The organism is Streptomyces sp. NPDC048278, assembly GCF_040652195.1.
Taxonomy (GTDB): Bacteria; Actinomycetota; Actinomycetes; order Streptomycetales; family Streptomycetaceae; genus Streptomyces.
Window position 1 is genome coordinate 285,461 of record NZ_JBEZLP010000012.1, and the last position, 19,161, is coordinate 304,621.

The following is a 19,161-nucleotide window of genomic DNA, read 5'->3' on the forward strand; positions in this document are numbered from 1 at the left end:
CCCGATGAGCCATAGTGGTCGGACCACCTCGCTGGTTAGACTTCGGCGCACCGGCGACAGGAGGAGCGGTGTGGACGAGACGGCGCCACAGAAGGGCACGGTGACGCAGCGCGCCATCGAGCGGATCAAGGCGATGATCGCGGAGGGCCGCCTGGAGCCGGGCCAGCGGCTGCCGACGGAACGGGATCTCGCCGCCCAGCTGGGCATGTCCCGCAGCTCCATGCGCGAGGCGATCCGCGCGCTGACGGTCCTGGGCGTGCTGGAGGCCCGGCACGGCTCGGGCATCTACGTCACCCAGCTGGAGGCGGGTGACCTGCTGGAGACGTTCGGCGTGGTCGCCGACCTGTCCCGCGGGCCGCAACTGGTGGAGCTGCTGGAGGTGCGGCGGGTCCTCGAGTCGACGGCGACGGCGCTGGCCGCTGCGCGGATCACGGCCGATCAGCTGGCCGAGGTGGAGAAGCACCTCACGGCGATGAACGCGACGGACGATCCCGAGGAGATCCTCGCGCACGACCTCGCGTTCCACCGGGTGATCGCGGGGGCCGCCGGGAACGACACGATGGCCGCGATCCTGGAGGGGCTCTCGTCGCGGACGTTCCGGGCGCGGGTGTGGCGGGGGTACGAGGAGGAGGGGGCGTTCGCGCGGACGCGGCGGGAACACGCGGCGATCCACCGCGCCCTCGTCGCCCGGGATCCGGAGGCGGCGAGGGCTGCGGCGGCTGCGCATGTGGGTGAGGTGGAGGAGTGGCTGCGCGCACAGCTGAGGGGGTAGGCCGTGGTGTTTCGGGTGCGGGTGCGTGGGGGCTGAGCGCGCAGTTCCCCGCGCCCCTAAAGGGGCGCTCTAAGCTCGGCGGAGTCGCAAAGTCACCAACTCGAACGGGCGCAGACGCAATCCAACACTGTTGCCGACTTGTTCAGGCGTATCGGGGAGCGGACGTTCCAAGAGGTCCGTCGCGGTGACATCCGCGACCTCGAAGCCCGCCCTCAGCGTCGCCCGCGCCCTGCCGCCGTGGGCCTCGTGGAAGCGGACGACCACGTCGCCGGTGCCGTCGTCCGCCAGCTTCACCGCTGTGATGACGACCGCGTCGTTGTCGACCGTGACCAGGGGGGCGACGTCGTTCGCGCCGGTCGGTCGGCGTTCCGGGAGATTGATCCGCCAGCCCTCCCGGACCGCGTCCGCGATGTCCGCGCCCGGTACGAGTGCGTGCCGGAAGCGGTGGATGCCCTGGTCGGTCTCGGGGTCGGGGAAGCGGGGGGCGCGCAGCAGTGAGACGCGGACCGTGGTGGTCGTACCCCGGTCGCCGTCCGCGCGGACGCTGCGCGTGACGTCGTGGCCGTACGTCGAGTCGTTGACGATCGCCACCCCCCAGCCCGGCTCCCCCAGGTGGACGAAGCGGTGGTTGCAGGCCTCGAACTTCGCGGACTCCCATGAGGTGTTGGTGTGGGTCGGGCGGTGGAAGTGTCCGAACTGGGTCTCCGACGCGTACCGTTCGGCGTGCACGTCCAGCGGGAAGGCCAGCTTCAGGAACTTCTCCGTCTCGTGCCAGTCGACCTCCGTGTCGATCAGCAGCCGGCGCTCCCCCGGCGGCAGGGACAGCACCTGGGTGACCCGGGACGAGCCGAAGGACCGTACGATCCGGACGCCCTCCGCGAGGGCCGTCAGCTCGTCGGTCTGCGTGAGGTCCGTGACCGCGTTGCGGTAGAAGGCGTCGACGTCCCAGGCGTCCCACATGTTCGGGAAGTCCGGGTGAAGTTGGAGCAGGTTGGCGGCCGTGCCGGGGGCGACGGTCTCGCGGCCGGCGTCGAGGTCGTAGGCGGACACGACGAGGCCGCGGGCGTCGATCTCGATGCGCAGGAGGCCGTTGGAGAGGACGTGGCCGCCCTCGGGCCGGTCCGACACGGTCACCTCGCCGGCCGGCTGCTCCTGTGCCGCACCGCCGGCGGGGACGCCGCCGCGGCCGTGCGGGGCCGCGTTGAACAGCAGCGGCCGGTCGCCCTCCCCCGCCAGCGCCCGCTGGGCCGCGCCGATGATCTCCTCGAGTTCGGCCGCGACCCGCTGGTAGGTCGCCCTGGCCTCACGGTGCACCCAGGCGATGGACGAGCCGGGCAGGATGTCGTGGAACTGGTGGAGCAGGACCGTCTTCCAGATCCGGTCCAGGTCCGCGTAGGGGTAGGGGAATCCGGTGCGGACGGCCGCCGTCGCCGCCCACAGTTCGGCCTCGCGCAGCAGGTGTTCGCTGCGCCGGTTGCCCTGCTTGGTCTTCGCCTGGCTGGTGAGGGTGGCGCGGTGCAGTTCGAGGTAGAGCTCGCCGACCCAGACGGGCGCGTCCGGGTATTCGGCCTCGGCCTTAGCGAAGAACTGCTCCGGGGTCTCCCAGGCGACCGCCGGTGCGCCCTCCAGGTTCCGTACCCGGGCCGCCTTGGCGACCATCTCCCTGGTGGTGCCGCCGCCTCCGTCGCCCCAGCCGGTGGGTGCGAGGGAGTGCCTGGCGCGGCCCTTGTCCTTGAAGTTGCGGGCCGCGTGGGCGAGTTCGCTGCCCTTCATGGAGCAGTTGTAGGTGTCGACGGGCGGGAAGTGGGTGAAGATCCGGGTGCCGTCGATGCCCTCCCACTGGAAGGTGTGGTGCGGGAACCTGTTCGTCTGGGACCAGGAGATCTTCTGGGTGAGCAGCCGGGTCGAGCCCGCCGCCCTGATGATCTGCGGCAGGCCCGCGGCGAAGCCGAAGGTGTCCGGCAGCCACGCCTCGTCGTTCTCGATGCCGAACTCGTCCAGGAAGAACCGCTTCCCGTGCACGAACTGACGGGCCATCGCCTCCGAGCCCGGCATGTTGGTGTCCGACTCCACCCACATCCCGCCGGCCGGCACGAACCGCCCCTCCGCGACCGCCTTCTTCACCCGCGCCCACACCTCGGGCCGGTGCTCCTTCACCCACGCCCACTGCTGCGCCTGGGACATGGCGAACACGAAGTCGGGCTCGTCCTCGATGAGCGCGGTCATGTTGGCCGTGGTGCGGGCGACCTTGCGGACCGTCTCGCGCAGCGGCCATAGCCACGCCGAGTCGATGTGCGCGTGCCCGACCGCGCTGATCCGGTGTGCGGAGGGTGCGGCGGGGGTGGCGAGGACTTCGGCGAGACACGAACGGGCTTGGGCGGCCGTGCCGTTCACGTCCTGGAGGTCGACCGCGTCCAGGGCCCGTTCGACCGCGCGCAGGATCTCGTGGCGGCGCGCCCCGTCGGCGGGCAGCTCGGCCATCAGCTCGCCCAGCACCTCCAGATCGATCACGAGCTGCCACACGGTCTCGTCGAAGACGGCGAGGTCCATCCGCGTGAGCGTGTACTGCGGTTCGTGCCCGGCGGTGTCCTTGTCGCCGAGCCAGGTGGGCCGGAAGGGGTGGTAGTCGAGGATGACCGGGTTGGAGGCGGCCTCGACGTGCAGCCGGACCTGTTCGCCGCCCTCGACGGGAGCACCGACGCGGACCCACTGGTTGCGCGGGTTGAGGCCCTTCACCGGGGTGCCGTCGGGGCGGTAGACCAGGCCCTCGCACTGGAAGCCGGGCATGTTCTCGTCGAAGCCGAGGTCGAGGAGGGCCTCCACGGTCCGTCCGGCCCACTCCTCGGGGACGGTTCCGGTCACCCGGAACCAGCTGGTGCCCCACGGAGCTCCCCACCGGGCGCCCACCGCGATCGGCTCGGGCTCGGCCGCGAGCCCCTCGTCGACCGGCACGGGCTCGCCGGGCGCGTGCCACACCGCGACGTCGAGCGGCACGGACTCGGGGTACACGGCGGGGCGGATGCGCTCGTCGAGGACGCGCTTCAGGCGGGCTTCGACCAGGCTGCGGTCGTCATGCATGTGGGGTGCTCCGTTTGTTGGTGACCGGTTACCAGGTGTGCGTGACGGTGACGGGGTCCGACGAGGTGTACAGCTCCCCTGCCGCACGCACTTCGAACCGTGCCGCCGCCTCTCCCTGCTCCGGCTGGAGGCCGGTCAGGTAGTAGGCCCGCTGGCCGGTGGCGCCGAGGAAGCGCCGGGTGCCGTCGGGGAGGAGGCGGTGCAGGGTGTACTGACGCACGGCGCCGGGGGCCGCGCCCCAGGCGAGGCGCAGGTTTCCGCCGTCGGCCGCGGTGATCTGCGGGTCGGCGGGAGCGGCGGGGGTGTCCGCACCCTCCCGTACGGCGATCCGGCCGAGCCGCCACCGGACCGGTCCTTCGGTCGCCGTGAGGCGGACGCCGAGGGCGTGGACCGTGCCGGAGAGACCGGTCAGCGGGACGGTCACGGTCGACCAGCCGTCACCGGAGCCCGCCGGCAGATAGGCGTACGGCGGTGCCGCGCCGGCGCTGCCCGGCTCGGCGGTGGCGACGGCCAGCTCGACGTCGGCGCTCCCGGCGTCGGTCCGGTACGTCAGCTCGACCACCGTCTGGTCGGTGATCGGGAGCCGGGTCGCGTAGAGGTCGAGTACCACCGGCTGGTCCAGGGCGCCGTCCACCAGCACGCTGCTGCCGCCCCGCCAGGCGTCCGCGAAGTCGAAGGTCACGGCCGGCCGGGTGCCGGACGTCCGGACGGCCCAGCGCCGGGACGGGAGCCGGTCCTGCACGCCCAGGTGGTTCCAGGGCGTGTCCGAGGTGACCTCGCCGTCCTCGTACCAGCGCAGTCCGTGGCCGGTGTTGAAGTCGCTCGCGAACGGGACCGCCGTCACCGTCGACCGGTCCGCCACCGACACGGCCGGCGCCCGCCAGGGGTCCGTGCCGTCGGGCTGGGCGGGGTCCAGTGACCGGCCGGTCCAGAAGCGGTCGTCGGCGGCGTGGAAGTCGCCGGGGGTACGGCTCGCGGGCAGGTGGTTGCGGGTCCACTCGGGCCGGTAGAAGCCGACGGACGTGATGTGCGCGGAGCTGCTCGGGACCATCGCGTCCCAGTTCACCGAGGTGCTGGAGCCGTTGGACTCCACGTCGACGCCGGCCCACAGCTCGTAGCGGCTGCGGCCGAGCTGGACCGCCTTCGTGCCCGAGGAGGCGAGGGTCGAGGCGCTCCACCGGAAGTCGACGAACATGTCGTCGGCGGCCTGGAAGAAGGCCTGGTTCTGGCTGTTCAGGGCGCCCTGCCAGCTGACCGTGCCGTTGACGGTCATCGCGTCGTACCAGGTGACCCGCTGTCCCAGGGCCGCCGCGAGGGACTTGAGCTCGGTGACGAAGCCGAGCATGGCGGTGCCGAGTGCGGTGTTGCCGCCGCCGGTCTCGGCGTTCACGAACCAGCCGTCGAAGCCGTAGGCGGCGGCCAGGGCGACCAGTTGGGCCGCCAGGGGGTAGTGCCCGGCGGCGTCCGTCTGGACCAGGTCGCGGGTCCACTGGAGCTGGCCGCCGTAGGCGGTGGGCGGCAGGAAGATGTTGCCGAGGACGGGAACGCCGTGCCGGTGGGCCGCGTCGACGATCGGCGCGTTCGGGGCGAGGATCAGCCCCTCTCCGGCCGAGCCGCCCCAGAAGACCAGTTCGTCGAGGTACGCCCAGTGGGTGAGGGCGTAGTAGTCGGCGGTGGCGGAGCCCTGGGAGGGGTTGCTGGAGGTGGGCCCGAAGGACACCAGGGACTGGACGCGGGCCTGCCCGGAACGGGCGGTGGTGTTGGCGGGGGTCGGGGTGAAGCGGGCGGCGAGCGGCACGGAGGCCGCGTTGAAGGCGAGGTCGGGGTCGCCGGCCGCCGTCCAGGTCTTCAGGCTGCGCCAGGTGATGCCGGTGCCCGGGCTGCCGGAGGGGAAGGAGTCCGGGTAGAAGTAGGCCGCGTACGGCGGGGTGGCCGTGGTCGCGGCCAAGCTGGCCTTCTGGGTGGCGGCCAGGGCGGGGGTGGGTAAAAAGGCCGCCGCGGTGGCGGCGATGAGAACGGTGCGTCTGCTGGGGTTCACGAGCGGGTGCCTCCTTGTGGGGTGGGGAGAACCTGTTCGGGGGTGACGACTTCGGTGATGCCGCGCGCGGTGAGATGGTCCCGGTCGGCCGCGCGGGTGTCGAGGACGGTGGTGGGGCGCGCGCCGTCGGCGGCGAGCCGGAACCAGGCGTCGAAGACGGGCCCGCCGGGGGCGTTGTGGGAGCGCAGGGCCGGGTCGGCGGGCACGACGAGCGCCGTGCCGCGCGGCCGGGCCGCCGCGGGCTCGGCCGCCGCGAGGACGTGGGCGATGTCCTTGGGCTTGCGGTCGTTGGTCAGCAGGCCCAGTCCGTATTCGAGTTCGGGGAAGTCGGCGAGGCTCCGGCTGACGTCGTGCGAGCACCACCAGGTGATGCCCCACAGGTCGGGGCAGTCCAGGACGGCGGTGACCGTCGCCTCGGCGAAGGCGGCGGCGTGCTCGGCGGGGATCAGCGGCGCGGGCGCGCCCACTTCCTGGAGCCAGACGGGCCGGTGCGGGTCCTCGGCCCACGCCTTGCTCAACTCGACCAGATAGGCGGCGTGTTGCTCGGTCTGCACGGCGGTGCGGCCGTGCCGCTGGGCGGTACCGTCGAACACCCAGGAGTGCACGGCCGTGACGTCGCCGAGGCAGGCCGAGTGGGCGGGGGTGAAGGGCTGGTCGTCCTGGTACCAGGCGGCGTCGTAGGAGGCGTGCAGGTGCAGCCCGCCGGGGGCTCCCTCGGCGCAGGCGGCGAGCAGGCGTACGAGCCACTGTTCCGCGTCCGCCGCACTGACCCGGTCGGGGTCGGGGTGCGGCCCCGCGGCGAACTGGTTGACCTCGTTGCCGATCGTCATCCCGATGAAGTTGGGCCGGTCCGCGAGGGCCGCGGCGAGGGTGCGCAGGTAGGCGGCCTCGCCCTCGACGACCTGCGGGTCGGTGAAGAGGTTGCGCCGGTGCCAGGTGCGGGTCCAGGCGGGCAGGAAGTCGAAACTGCTCAGGTGCCCTTGGAGGCCGTCGACGTTGACGTCCAGTCCGCGCTCCGCCGCGGCGTCGGCGAGGGCGACCAGCTGCTCGACGGCGCGCGGCCGGATCACGGAGCGGTTGGGCTGGAAGTAGGGCCACAGCGGGAAGACCCGGATGTGGTCGAGTCCCAGCGCGGCGATCGAGTCGAGGTCGGCGCGCACCGAGTCCGGGTCGAAGTCGAGCCAGTGGTGGAACCACCCTTCGCTGGGGGTGTAGTTGACGCCGAGGCGCACGGCAGGAGGCATGCGTAGTCCTTGCTGGCGGTGGACGGGGTTCAGCCCTTGACGGCTCCCTCGCCGACGCCCCGGAAGAAGTACCGCTGGAGGCAGGCGAACAGGGCGATGAGCGGGGCGACGGCGATCACCGTGCCGGCGGCGACGAGGCGTTCGTCGTTGGCGAAGGTGCCGTGCAGGTAGTTGAGGCCGATGGTGAGCGTGAACCTGGAGGGGTCGCTGAGCACGATGAGGGGCCACAGGAAGTCGTCCCAGGCGCCCATGAAGGCGAAGATCGCGACGACGGCGACGGTGCCCTTGACCGACGGCAGGGCGATCCGCAGGAACCGCTGCCAGACGTTCGCGCCGTCGACGTAGGCCGCCTCCTCGATCTCGTAGGGCAGGTTGACGAAGGCGTTGCGCATCAGCAGCACGTTCATGGCACCGATCGAGCCGGGCAGGACGACGCCGATCAGGGTGTTGTTGAGGCCGAGTTCGCGCATGGTGGTGAACTGGGCGATGATGATGCCCTCCACCGGGACGAGCATCGCGAGGACGAAGACCAGGGTGGCGGCCCGCCGGCCCCGGTAGCGCAGCCGGGCCAGGGCGTACCCGGCGAGTGCCGAGCCGACGCAGTTGGTGACCACGCTGGCGCTCGCGACCTTCAGGGAGTTGAGGGCGTAGTCCCAGACGGGGATGGTGTCGGCGACCCGCCGGTAGTTGTGCAGGGTGGGGTGTTCGGGCAGGAGGCTGGGCGGCGAGCTGAAGATGTCCTCGGTCGGGCCCTTGAGCGAGGTCGACAGCTGCCACAGGAACGGGCCGACGGTGACGGCCAGGACGACCAGCAACAGGGCGTAACGCAGGACCAGTTCGCCGATCCGGATGCGACGGCCGTGTTCGTCGGTGACGCGTGCCTCCTTCGCCGGGGGCACGGTCCGCACGCGTTCCTCGGTGACGGTCATGGCCGCTCCCTCCGGTCGGCGCGCAGCACGAGGAGCATCAGCCCCACGGTCACCACGAAGACGACGACGGAGAGCGCCGAGGCGTAGCCGACCCGGCCGGTCAGTCCGGTGCCGGTCTGCTGGACGAGCATCACGAGGGTGGTGTCCTCGCCGGCCGGGCCGCCGTCGGGACCGGCCATCAGGTACACCTCGGAGAAGGTCTTGAAGGCGCTGACCGAGGAGAGCGCGGCGACCAGGACCATGGTGGAGCGCACGGCGGGCACGGTCACGGTGAGGAAGCGGCGGACCGCTCCGGCGCCGTCCACGGCGGCGGCCTCGTGCAGCTCGCGGGGCACGCTGGCGAGCGCCGCCAGATAGATGATCATGTAGTAGCCGAGGCCCCGCCAGACCGTGACCGCCATCGCGCTCAGCAGGAGCAGCCACTGGTCGCTGAGGAAGCCGACCCGGCCGATCCCGACGGCCTCCAGGAGTGAGTTGACCAGGCCGCGTTCGTCGAGCAGCCACACCCAGATGAGCCCGACCACGACGATCGAGGCGACGACCGGGGTGTAGAAGGCGGAGCGGAAGAAGGTGATGCCGGGGATGTTCTTCTGCACCAGCAGGGCGAGCAGCAGCGGCAGGACGACGAGGGCGGGGACCACCCCGACGATGTACAGGGTGCTGTTGCGCAGGCCGGTCCAGAACATGTCGTCGTGGATCAGCTCACGGAAGTTGGCGAGGCCGACGAAGCGGCCCGGGATCAGGGTGCGGCGGTCCGTGAAGGAGTTGACCACCGTCGAGACGAACGGGTAGAGCACGAAGGCGCCGGCGACCAGCAGCCCGGGGGCGGCGAACAGCCAGGGACTGGTGGGCAGTTGGCGCCGCACGCGGGACACGTCGGCCATCGGGTCCTCAGCCCTCCTGCTGGAGCAGCCGGTCGCAGGCCTTGACAGCGTTGTCGAGGGCCGTCTTGGGGCTCTCCTTGCCTTGCAGCGTCTTGGCGACCTCGTTGCGCAGCGCGGTCTTCATCTGGTCGCTGAACAGCACCGGCGTGTAGTTGACCGCGTTCTTCAGCGACTTGGCGGCGGCGATGCGCACCCGGGTCTCGTCGGTGCCGTCCTCCTTGGTGAAGTACGGGTCGTCGAGGGAGCCGGCGGTGCTCGGGAAGATGGCGACCTTCTTGGCGAAGGACATCTGGTTCTGCGCGTCGGTCACGAAGTGCGCGAAGGCGACGGCGGCGGCGGTGTGCTTGGTCCGGGAGTTGACCATCACGCCCATCACGTACATGTTGACGTGGCCGGTGCTGGTGATCTGGTCGGTGATGCCGATGTTCTTGTACAGGTTCGGCGCCTGCTTCTTGAAGTTGTCGAGGTCGAGGGCGCTGCCGGGGTTCATGGCGACGGCCCCGGTGAGGAACTTCTTGCCGGTGGACTCGGGGGTCGCGGTCAGTGCCTGCGGGTCGAGTGCCTTGGCGTCGTACAACTCCTTGTACTTGGTGAGGAGTTCGATGCCCTTGGCGTCGTTGAAGGCGAACCCGGTCCCGGCCTTGTCCATCAGCTGGGAGCCGTACCGCCCGAAGTCCTCGATCGTCGGCACGTTGGCGAGGGTGGCGACCTTGCCGTCGCTCTGCTTCGCCATCTTCAGCGCGTCGGCGAAGAGTTCGTCGTAGGTCTTCGGCGGCTGCTCCGGGTCGAGGCCGGCCTGCTTGAACAACGTCTTGTTGTAGAAGAGCGGGCCGGTGTTCAGGTACCAGGGGAAGGCGTACGTGCCGCTCGTCCCCGGTATCTGGTGGCTGGCCCAGGCGCCCGCCAGGTACTCCGACCTGTACTTGGCCGCCGCCTTGTCGAGGTCGAGGGCGAGGCCCGCCTTGGCGAGCGGGGCGACCAGGTCCGGGGAGACGTTGACGACGTCGGGGAGGGTGCCGCCGGCCGCGTCCGCGCTGATCTTGTCGGCGTACCCCTCGGCCGGCTGGTCGATCCACTTCACGTGGGTGCCCGGGTACTTCTTCTCGAAGTCCGTGACCAGGCCGTCGAAGTACGACTTGAAGTTGGCGCGCAGGTTCCAGGTCTGGAAGGTGATGTCGCCCTCGACCTTGCCCGAGGCGTCGGTGGAACCGCCGTCGTCTCCCCCGGAACCGCAGGCGCTCAGCGGCAGGGCGAGGACGGCGGCAGCGGCGAGGGCGAAGGCTCTGCGGGAGATGCGCATGGTCCGTTGCTCCTTTGCAGCGGGGTCGGCCGAAGGTGCCGCGCCAGACCTTGCACGCCGTTTTGCCGCCGCGTCAATGGATTCGGCTCAGCTAAAGTCATTAGTGACTCAAAACCCCTGCTCAGAAAGGTGTTGCGAACGTATTGCCACGGATCGCTAATGCGCTTTAGGGTGTGGCGACTCAAGCGCATTAGCAGATCAAGGTGCCGAACCGAATGAGGAAGTGAGTTGGCGGAGAAACGCGTCCCCGCGCGGCGGCCGACGATGAAGGACGTCGCCCGCCGCGCCGGCGTCTCCGAGAGCGCGGTCTCCTTCGCGCTCAACGGCCGCCCCGGGGTCTCCGAGACCACCAGGGCCCGGGTCCAGCGGGTCGCCGAGCAGCTCGGCTGGCGCCCCAGCACGGCCGCCCGCGCCCTGTCCGGCGAGGGCGCGGCCACCGTCGGCTTCGTCCTCGCCCGCCCCGCGCACTCGCTCGGCGTGGACTCGTTCTTCCTGCAACTGGTCTCGGGCATCCAGGAGGTGCTCGCCGAACGCCATCTCGGGCTGCTCTTCCAGATGGCGGAGGACGTGGCCGACGAGTGCGCTGTCTACCGGCGCTGGTGGGCGGAGCACCGCGTCGACGGCGTCCTGGTCGTCGACCCCCGTGCGGACGACCCCCGCCCCGACCTCCTCGACGAACTCGGCCTGCCCGCAGTGGTGATCGGCGGCGCCCCCGACGAACGCCACCCCGGGCTCTCGACGGTCTGGGCGGACGACGCGGCGGCGATGGCGTCGGTGGTCGACGAGCTGACCCGGCTGGGCCACCGGCGCATCGTGCACATCGCAGGCCTGCCCGGCCTCGCGCACACCCAGCGCCGCATCCGCACCCTGCGCGCGGAGGCCGGCCGGCGGGGCCTGGGCGAGGTCCACTCGGTCACCACCGACTACTCCGACGCCGAGGGCGCGGCCGTCACCCGCCGGGTCCTGCGCGCGACCCCGCCCCCGACGGCCCTGATCTACGACAACGACGTGATGGCGGTGGCCGGGGTCGCGGCGGCGGCCGAACTAGGCTGCTCCGTCCCGGACGACGTCTCCGTCGTCTCCTGGGAGGACTCGGCCCTGTGCCGCATGGTCAAGCCCTGGCTCTCCGCCCTCTCCCGCGACAGCACGGAGTTCGGCCGCACAGCGGCCCGCGAACTGACCGCCCTCCTGGACGGCGGCTCGGCGCGAGCGGTACGGGTACCGGTGCCCCGGCTGACGGTACGGGGCAGCACGGGGGCGGCCCGCGGGTGAGCGTTCCGCGGGTCACGCGGTTCGTTCACCCGCAGGCCGGTGGGGGCCGGTCGCGCAGTCCCTCCCCCAACGCCCCCTGCGGGGCGCGGTTCTTCACCAGCCCCGTTCAGTGCGACGAGCGGAACAACGCGAATTCCGCGAACCGCACCGTGCCCCGGGCCGCGGTGACCCGTACCCGCCAGCGCCGGGCCCGTACCGGTTGCGCGAGCCGCAGGATCCGGCTCGCGCCGACCGTCCCGGCCGCGGCCACTTGGGACCATCCCGCGTCCGTGTACGCCTCGATCACGACCCCCTCCACCTGCTGCCCGTACCGGATGTCCTCGGCCAGCCGGACGCGGTCCGCCTCCAGTTCGCGGCCCAGATCGACGGTCACGCCGCTCGGTGTCACCGAGCGGCGCGTGCCGTGTGCGAGGTCCGCGGGCAGTTCACGGTCGACGCGTTCGCGGAACTCGCGCAGCCGGGTCACGTCCGTGGTGTGCAGCAGACCGTCGGTGTCCGGGGGGACGTTGAGCAGCAGGACGGCGTTGCGGCCGACCGAGCCGAAGTAGATCTCTGTCAACTCGTCGACGGATTTGGGCTGTTGGTCGGCGTGGTAGAACCAGCCGTCCCGGATGGACACGTCGCACTCGGCCGGCCACCACTGGAGGTAGTCGGTCTTCGGCCGGGCCGCGACCAGGGCGGCCCGGCTGCCCTCGTCGGCGGTGTCGTAGGACAGGGCCCAGTCGGTTCGGCCGTACTGGTTCTCCTTGACGGGGATGACGCTCCACTCGTCCTCGCGGGCCAGCCCGCTCTCGTTGCCGACCCAGCGCAGGTCGGGGCCCGTGACCGCGATCGCGGCGGCCGGGGCGAGCGCGCGCACCAGCGTGTACCAGCTGTCCCAGTCGTAGTCCTCCACCTTGTCCGGCGGGATGTGGCCCTGGGCACCGTCGAACCAGACCTCGTCGACCGGGCCGTACTCGGTGAGCACCTCGTAGAGGGTGTTGAGCATGTGGGCGCCGTAGTCGGTGGCGTCGAGGGTGAAGGAGCCGGACGGGGTACGGTCGTCGCCGTCGACCGGCGTCGGGATCGTGCGGGGCGAGCGTGCGCTGCCGTTGGCGTAGACGCCGTGCAGGTACTGGTTCTCGTCGGCCGGGGAGAGGTAGACGCCGACCTTCAGGCCGTAGCGGCGCATGGAATCGGCGAAGGAGCGCAGGACGTCGCCGTGGCCGCCCTGCCAACTGCTGCCCGCGACGGTGTGGTCGGTGTAGCGGGACGGGTAGAGGACGAAGCCGTCGTGGTGTTTGACGGTGAGGATGGCGAGCCGGAAACCCCCGTCGCGCAGGGCTCGGGCCCACTGGTCGGTGTCGAGGCCGGTGGGCTGGAAGACGTCGGGGTCCTCGTCGCCGGTGCCCCACTCCAGGCCGGTGAAGGTGTTGACGCCGAAGTGCAGGAACGCGGTGCGTTCCAGGGCCTGCCAGGCGATCTGGCGTTCGGTGGGCCGGACCTGGGAGGCCTTGCGGACCAGGTCGGCCTCGGTGTCGTCGGGGCCGACCGGGATGCGGGAGCGGTCGGTGTCCGCGGTGGCGGTGGCCGGGAGGGCCGGGAGGCCGGCCGTCATCGCCACGGCCGCCGCCGAGGTGACGAAGACGCGTCGGGAGAGATGCATGAGCGTGCTCCTCGGGTCAGGAGAGGTGCCAGAGGGCGGGGGTGCGCTGGTCGGGCGGGTACTGGACCGGCCGGCCGTCGTCCGTCACGGTCAGCGCCATGCGGGTGATCGCGTTGACCAGGTGGTAGCCGGTCGCCGCCGGCTCCAGCTCCCAGCGCTGCAGGGTGCTCCCGCTGTCGCACGGCTCCCAGGTCGCCTGCACGCCGGGCTGGAGCGGGGTGTTGAGCGTGAGCTTGCCGCCGTGGATCTCCAGGCAGCCGTCGGCGCCGTGCAGGGTCGCGTAGCCGTCCGCGGTGCGCCGGACCTCCGCCCGGTACGTCACTCCGTCCGCCGCGAAGGTGTACGTCCCGTCCGGTACCGGCACCTTCGTCAGGTCCCGCCATCCGGGTGCGTGTCCGACCGCGGTGCCGCGTGCGGTGAACTCCGCGTAGGTGGCGTCGGGGTGCGGGTCGCCCCAGGTGGCCTGGGCGATGTGCCGTAGCGCGGGCCACAGTTCGGCCGCGACCTCGTTCTCGGTCTCGCCGCTGCCGTTGTCCGGCCAGAGGCTGATCTTCGCGCCCGTGACGCCGGTGGCGGAGTCGAGCTTCTCGCCCTCGAAGGAGCGCGGGTCCCAACTCTGGTCGTACAGCGCCTCGGTGTCGCTGTGGAAGCCGCCGCGGACGAGGTAGAGGGAGTACGACGCGTTCATCACCGCGTAGCCCTGGGCGATCAGCCGGCTGGGTTTCACGGCCACGTTCAGCCAGTGCTCGACGGTCGTCCCGGCGGCCACGGGGACGGTGTTGGCTCCGGTCAGGCCGTCGTTCCAGACGCGCAGGTGCCGTCCCTTGCTCGCCGCGTACGCCTGGACCCGGTTGACGAAGTCCACGTAGGCGTCCTGCGGGGTGGCGTCCGGGCCGTACTTCTGCCGGGCGTACCGGAGCATCTGCGGGTACTTGGCGTAGTCGGAGCCGAGCATGTACTCGTCGGCGCCCATGTGCCAGGACTTCGCGGTGAAGACCTGGGCGTACTCGTCCATCAGGCTCGTGTAGTAGTCGAAGGCGGCCTGCTGGGTGACGTCGAGCCGGGCCGGCTGCTTGACGCCGTCGGAGTCGGTCAGTTGCAGGTCGGGGCGGTTCTCGATCCAGGGGTCCATGTGGCCCGGGGAGTTGATCTCCGGGATGATCTCGACGTGGTAGCGGTCGCCGAGGGCGACGAGGCGCCGCATCTCGTCCTTGGTGTAGTAGCCCCAGGTGTCGGCCTCGGGATGGGCGTCGCTCTTCACCTTCAGTTCCAGGAGCAGCTGGTTGAGCTTGTGGTACGCCATCTCGCGGACCAGGTTCTCCAGCCAGGGCAGGGAGACGTGGATGTAGCAGGCACAGACGCCGACGCCCCGCTCGCGGTAGCGCGGCACGTCGGTGGTGTGTCCGGCGGGGATCCGGTCGCCCCGGGCGAGGAGCTGGAGGAGGGTGCGGGTGCCGTAGAAGGCGCCGGTCTCGCTCGCGCCGGTGATCGACAGCCGCCGGCCGGCGGTGAGTTCGTAGCCCTCGGTGCCCAGCGCGGGCCGTGCCGACGCGCGGACGTCGATGACGATGTCGCCAGGACGGGAGGCACCGCCGTCGGCGACCGGGACCCTGCCGTGCCCGCTCGCCTCGAGGTCGTCGGCGAGGGTGTCGGCGACCCGGCGCCCGGCGCCGTCCGGGGCGACGAGACGCGTACCGGAGCCGAACGTGTAACTCCCGTGTGCCGCAACCCAGTCGGTCAGCGCGGGCACGGTGACCGGTGCGGCCTCCGGCTGCTCCTGCGCCGCCGCCGGGGCCGGAGCCACCAGCAGGGTCAGCGCCGCCGCGGCCCCGAGGAGCCGCAACAGCCGTCGTCGGGCCTCACCCATGCCATTCCACCTTGAACACCCATGCGTGCTGTCCCGCCCTGCGGGCCGCCTCAGGCACGTCGATCACCAGGGCGCCGTTGGCGACCGTCCAGGTCAGGGGGCGGCCGTGGCCGAGCATGGTCACCCGGTCGCCGGTGCGGACCGGCACCGGGGCCTCGACGGTGAGCTTGGCGCCCGGCCGGGTCAGGGAGTGGATGTAGAAGGCCTCGTCCGGGCGGACCGTGAACCGCAGGTCGTCGCCGAGCTGGGCCGTGCGCGACCAGTACGTGGTGCCGTGGATCGCCTCGCCGTTGACGGCGAGCCAGGCGCCGGTCTCGCGCAGCCGGGTCTGCATGATCTCCGGGATGGTGCCGTCCGCGCGCGGGCCGATGTCCAGGAGGAAGTTGCCGTTCTTGGAGACGATGTCGACGAGGCTGTGCACGACCTCCTCGGTGGTCATGTAGGCGGCGTCCGGGGTCTCCCGGTTGTAGCCGTAGCTGCGGGGGTCCAGGCCCCGGCTGGCCTCCCACTTGGCGACGACCGTGTCGGCGTACGTCGTGTACTCGGGCGTCGTGTAGTCGTGGAAGCCGATGCCCGAGCGGTCGTTGACGGTCACGTCGACCGGACGGGCCCGGTTCTTGGCGTGGTTGAAGTACTCGGCGAGGACATGGACGCTGTCGTTGGCGCCGCCGATGTCGCACCAGATGATCTCCGGGTCGTAGCCGTGGATCAGTTCCAGCAGCTGCGGCGCCTGGTAGTCCCGCACGAAGTCCTTGCCGGCGGTGTAGCCGGTGTACGGCAGCGGGTCCAGGGTGTACGGGTTGCGCGGGGCGTGGCCCATCCAGGGGCTGTCGGGGTTGAACCACTCGGGCATGGAGAAGTAGAGGCCGCGGTGGAGTTCGGGCGTGTACCGCCGGGACGCCTCGAACAGCTCCTTCACCAGGTCCCGTTTCGGGCCCAGCCGTACGGCGTTGCGGCCGGAGACCTCGGTGTCCCACAGGGCGAAGCCCTCGTGGTGCTTGGAGGTCAGGACGTGGTACTGGGCACCGGCGTCGCGGAACAGCTCCACCCAGGCGCGCGGGTCGAACTTCTCCGCGGTGAAGCGCGGGATGAAGTCGTCGTAGGCGAAGTCCGGGCCGTAGGTGTCCCGGTGGTAGGCGTACGTCGGGTTGTTCGGGTCCTGCATCTGGTCCCAGTACCACTCGGCGTACTGCACCCCGACCGGCGCCCAGGCGGGCACCGAGTAGACGCCCCAGTGGATGAAGATGCCGAACTTGGCGTCGTTGAACCAGTAGGGCGCCCGGTGGCCGGCCAACGAGGTCTCGGTGGGCCGGTAGTCGGCGGTGCCGAGCGTCAACGTGCGTCGGCTCGCCGTGACCTGGGTGCCGCGGCCGTGGACGCTGACCGTGCCGTCCTGCTCGGTGCCGGGCGCGGTGCCCGCGCGGTTGCGGATGCCGACGCGGACGCGGGCCTGTTCGCCGGGGTCCAGGCGGTGGACGCGGGCGGGCTCGACGGTGCGGGCGCCGGGGACGTCGACGCGTACGGACACCGCGTCGCCCGCCAGGATCGCGACGGTGCCCGCGTTGACGACGGTGGCCTCGACGCTCTGGGCGCCGGTGGCGTCGAGCAGGGAACCGGTGGACCGGGCATCGCGCAGGGCCAGCGCCCGCCCCTGGGCGACGGGTTGGAGGGAGAGCGCGAAGACGTGCAGGGCGGTCCTGCCGGCCTCCGCCGGGTTGGTGACCGGCAGGGTGAGGGCGACGGCCTCGCGCTCCGGGTCGATCCACACCTCGGAGGTGCCGATGCCGACGCTGTGCGCGTCCTTGCCGCCGTCCGGCTGGTAGCGGTACGGCGCCGACAGGGACCCGCCCACCGCGTACCAGTCGCCGCCGCTCAGACCGCCGGTGCTGGTGGTGCCGTCGGCGTAGTGGAGGGTGGCGGTGCCGGACGCGTTGCCGTAGCTGCCCGCGGTGAGGAAGAGCGCCGACAGGTAGCGGCCCCTGGGGAGGTCCAGGCGCTGGCCCAGTGCGACGACGTTGTTCCTGATGCCCGCCGTGGCGGCCGGGAAGTCGAAGGGGATGCCGTCGACCTCGACCCGCCCGGCCGGGAGTTCCTCGCCCGGGAACGTGTAGCCGGAGCCGTCGAAGTCACCGCCCCGGGCGGCGGCGGTGTCGATGCCATCGTTGTCATAGAGGGCGTCGAGCGGTACGGGAACCGGGTCGGGGACGGGGATCCAGGGTGACGCGGCCACCGCATCGGCCTGCTCGGCGGCCGGCCCGGCGGCGGTCGCCCCGGCGGCGTGCGCCTCGGCCGGTGCGGTGAGGGGCAGGGCGGCTGCCGCGGCGGCGCCCGCGGCGATGCCCAGGACCTGGCGTCTCGGTGGAGGAGACATGCTCATTGCGCGGCTCCATTCATCGGATGTCTGATGATTGAGCGGGCTCAGAGGACTGTCAATGGGGCGTGCACCAACGAGAGTTGGGACAGTGGTCGGATGACCTGCGGGAAGAGCACCGGCACCGCCGGCCGCGTCGGGACGGATCCGGTCCCTGTGACCAGGCGCCCGGAGTCTCGACGTGGCGCCCGCGGCCGGGCAGAGTGCCCTTTCGTACCGACGAGTAAGCCGCATGCACGCACCCCGAGGAGTGCCCGTGACCGACTGGGCCGGCCGGACCGCCGCCGAGATCGCCGCCGCCGTACGCGAGAAGCAGGTCGCTCCCCGGGAGGTGGTCGCCGCGCACCTGGAGCGGATCGCCCGGCTCGACGGGCGGATCGGCGCGTTCCGCAAGGTCCGGGCGGAGGCGGCGCTGGCGGAGGCGGACGAGGTCGCGGCCCGCGCCGACCTCGCCGGACTCCCCCTCGCCGGGGTGCCGGTGGCGGTGAAGGACAACCTGGCGGTGCGCGGCGAGGCGCACCTGGACGGTTCGGCCGCGATGCCGGACACGCCCGCCGACGCGGACCACGTCACCGTGGCCCGGCTGCGGGCGGCGGGCGCGGTGGTCGTCGGGCTGACCAACGTGCCCGAGCTGTGTGTCTTCGGCACGACCGAGGGGGCTCACGGCATCACCCGCAACCCGTGGGACACCGCGCGCAGCGCGGGCGGCTCCTCGGGCGGCAGCGCTGCCGCGGTCGCCGCCGGGCTCGCGCCGATCGCCCTCGGCAACGACGGCATGGGCTCCCTGCGGATCCCCGCGGCCAACTGCGGTCTGGTCACCATCAAGCCGGGGTTCGGCGTGGTGCCGGCCGGGATCGGCAACGGCGACTGGTTCGGCATGTCGGAGAACGGGCCGCTGGCGACCACCGTGGCGGACGCCCGCCTGATGCTCTCGGTACTGGCGGAGCAGGAGTTCGAGGGCACCGGGCAGCGCACCCCGCGGAAGATCGCCGTCTCGCTGCGCAGCCCGCTGGTCGGCGTGACCGTCAGCAAGCCGTATACGAACGCGGCGAAGGAGGCGGCCGGGCTGCTGGCGGGCACCGGGCACGAGGTGCGGCGCGCCGAGCCGCCGTACCCGGCGTCGATCGGTGTCACCGCGATCCGGCACTGGACCGCCGGGACGGCCGTGGACGCGGCCGGCCTGGACCCCGCGCTGCTGGCCCGGCGGACCCGGGTGCACGCGGCGATCGGGCGCCGCTTCCTGCACGGGGTGCAGGTGGGCGACGCCCGTGAGCGGCTGCGCGCCCGGCTCGCCCCGTTCTTCGCCGAGCACGACGTGCTGCTCACCCCGGCCCTGGCCCGCCATGCCCCGAAGGCGGCGCCCTGGCACGAGCGGGGCTGGTTCCGCAACGCCCTCGCCGGTTCCAACTACTCGCCGCTGACCCCGGCCTGGAACCTCACCGGCTGGCCGGCGATGTCGGTCCCGTTCGGCACGCTGGCGTCGGGCGCGCCCTGTGCCGTGCAGCTGGTGGGCCGGCCGGGGTCGGAGGCGGTGCTGCTGGAGGTGGCCCAGCAGCTGGAGACGCTGCGGCCGTGGCAGCGGGTGGCGCCGGTCGGCTGAGTTCGCCGCCGGCCACCGGGAGTGCCACAACGGGCCGTCGGTCGTCTGCGGCGCCGTCGTGGCCGGTCGCGCAGTTCCCCGCGCCCCTGAGGGGGGGGGGGGCCCCCCGGGGGGGCGCCCCCGTGAGGGGGGGTGGAAATAGGAGACGGCGCCCCCGCGGG

General features: G+C 72.0%; 12 protein-coding genes. 3 read left to right on the plus strand and 9 right to left on the minus strand.

The window, feature by feature from the left end:
• Positions 1-70 precede the first annotated feature (70 nt).
• Positions 71-772, plus strand: coding sequence for a FadR/GntR family transcriptional regulator (locus AB0D74_RS22865; protein ID WP_362589831.1), 702 nt, complete (start codon positions 71-73; stop codon positions 770-772).
• Positions 773-841: 69 nt separating this feature from the next.
• Here the strand turns inward: AB0D74_RS22865 and AB0D74_RS22870 are convergent, their stop codons facing one another.
• The 6 genes from AB0D74_RS22870 to AB0D74_RS22895 are packed head-to-tail and all read right to left on the minus strand — an operon-like array spanning position 842 to position 10,245.
• The gene (locus AB0D74_RS22870; RefSeq protein WP_362589833.1) at positions 842-3,850 is read right to left on the minus strand and encodes a glycoside hydrolase family 38 C-terminal domain-containing protein; all 3,009 of its coding nucleotides are present in this window, start codon (positions 3,848-3,850) and stop codon (positions 842-844) included.
• A gap of 28 nt (positions 3,851-3,878) precedes the next feature.
• Positions 3,879-5,888 (minus strand): endo-beta-N-acetylglucosaminidase, encoded by a 2,010-nt coding sequence (locus AB0D74_RS22875; RefSeq protein WP_362589836.1) that lies wholly within the window; start codon positions 5,886-5,888, stop codon positions 3,879-3,881.
• Complete coding sequence (locus AB0D74_RS22880) at positions 5,885-7,132, minus strand: glycosyl hydrolase (protein WP_362589839.1); 1,248 nt, start codon at positions 7,130-7,132, stop codon at positions 5,885-5,887. The genes AB0D74_RS22875 and AB0D74_RS22880 overlap by 4 nt, the downstream gene beginning before the upstream one ends.
• A 29-nt stretch (positions 7,133-7,161) precedes the next feature.
• Positions 7,162-8,061, minus strand: coding sequence for a carbohydrate ABC transporter permease (locus AB0D74_RS22885; protein WP_362589841.1), 900 nt, complete (start codon positions 8,059-8,061; stop codon positions 7,162-7,164).
• A complete protein-coding gene (locus AB0D74_RS22890; RefSeq protein ID WP_362589844.1) occupies positions 8,058-8,945 on the minus strand; it encodes a sugar ABC transporter permease in 888 nt (295 codons plus the stop codon). Before AB0D74_RS22890 ends, AB0D74_RS22885 begins: the two co-directional genes overlap by 4 nt.
• Before the next feature lie 7 nt (positions 8,946-8,952).
• The gene (locus AB0D74_RS22895; protein WP_362589848.1) at positions 8,953-10,245 is read right to left on the minus strand and encodes an extracellular solute-binding protein; all 1,293 of its coding nucleotides are present in this window, start codon (positions 10,243-10,245) and stop codon (positions 8,953-8,955) included.
• 264 nt (positions 10,246-10,509) lie between these two features.
• Here AB0D74_RS22895 and AB0D74_RS22900 point away from each other — a divergent pair, with 264 nt between their 5' ends.
• Positions 10,510-11,517: a LacI family DNA-binding transcriptional regulator gene (locus AB0D74_RS22900; protein WP_362589884.1), complete on the plus strand. Its 1,008-nt coding sequence runs from the start codon at positions 10,510-10,512 to the stop codon at positions 11,515-11,517.
• Positions 11,518-11,623: 106 nt separating this feature from the next.
• Here AB0D74_RS22900 and AB0D74_RS22905 read toward each other — a convergent pair whose 3' ends face one another.
• The 3 genes from AB0D74_RS22905 to AB0D74_RS22915 are packed head-to-tail and all read right to left on the minus strand — an operon-like array spanning position 11,624 to position 17,400.
• Positions 11,624-13,162 (minus strand): alpha-L-fucosidase, encoded by a 1,539-nt coding sequence (locus AB0D74_RS22905; RefSeq protein WP_362589850.1) that lies wholly within the window; start codon positions 13,160-13,162, stop codon positions 11,624-11,626.
• A 16-nt stretch (positions 13,163-13,178) separates the two neighbouring features.
• Positions 13,179-15,029 (minus strand): family 20 glycosylhydrolase, encoded by a 1,851-nt coding sequence (locus tag AB0D74_RS22910; RefSeq protein WP_362589853.1) that lies wholly within the window; start codon positions 15,027-15,029, stop codon positions 13,179-13,181.
• A complete protein-coding gene (locus tag AB0D74_RS22915) occupies positions 15,022-17,400 on the minus strand; it encodes an alpha-L-fucosidase (RefSeq protein ID WP_362589887.1) in 2,379 nt (792 codons plus the stop codon). Before AB0D74_RS22915 ends, AB0D74_RS22910 begins: the two co-directional genes overlap by 8 nt.
• Positions 17,401-17,656: 256 nt before the next feature.
• Between AB0D74_RS22915 and AB0D74_RS22920 the strand changes: the two genes are divergently transcribed.
• Entirely contained in the window at positions 17,657-19,000 is a 1,344-nt protein-coding gene (locus AB0D74_RS22920) for an amidase family protein (RefSeq protein ID WP_362589856.1), read from the plus strand.
• The last annotated feature ends 161 nt before the right edge of the window (positions 19,001-19,161 follow it).

Bases quoted from the DNA above. Each gene is read 5' to 3' on its own strand.
- AB0D74_RS22895 (WP_362589848.1), bottom strand. From the start codon at position 10,245: ATGCGCATCTCCCGCAGAGCCTTCGCCCTCGCCGCTGCCGCCGTCCTC.
- AB0D74_RS22880 (WP_362589839.1), bottom strand. From the start codon at position 7,132: ATGCCTCCTGCCGTGCGCCTCGGCGTCAACTACACCCCCAGCGAAGGG.
- AB0D74_RS22900 (WP_362589884.1), top strand. From the start codon at position 10,510: ATGAAGGACGTCGCCCGCCGCGCCGGCGTCTCCGAGAGCGCGGTCTCC.
- AB0D74_RS22905 (WP_362589850.1), bottom strand. From the start codon at position 13,162: ATGCATCTCTCCCGACGCGTCTTCGTCACCTCGGCGGCGGCCGTGGCG.
- AB0D74_RS22915 (WP_362589887.1), bottom strand. From the start codon at position 17,400: ATGTCTCCTCCACCGAGACGCCAGGTCCTGGGCATCGCCGCGGGCGCC.
- AB0D74_RS22885 (WP_362589841.1), bottom strand. From the start codon at position 8,061: ATGACCGTCACCGAGGAACGCGTGCGGACCGTGCCCCCGGCGAAGGAG.
- AB0D74_RS22870 (WP_362589833.1), bottom strand. From the start codon at position 3,850: ATGCATGACGACCGCAGCCTGGTCGAAGCCCGCCTGAAGCGCGTCCTC.
- AB0D74_RS22890 (WP_362589844.1), bottom strand. From the start codon at position 8,945: ATGGCCGACGTGTCCCGCGTGCGGCGCCAACTGCCCACCAGTCCCTGG.
- AB0D74_RS22910 (WP_362589853.1), bottom strand. From the start codon at position 15,029: ATGGGTGAGGCCCGACGACGGCTGTTGCGGCTCCTCGGGGCCGCGGCG.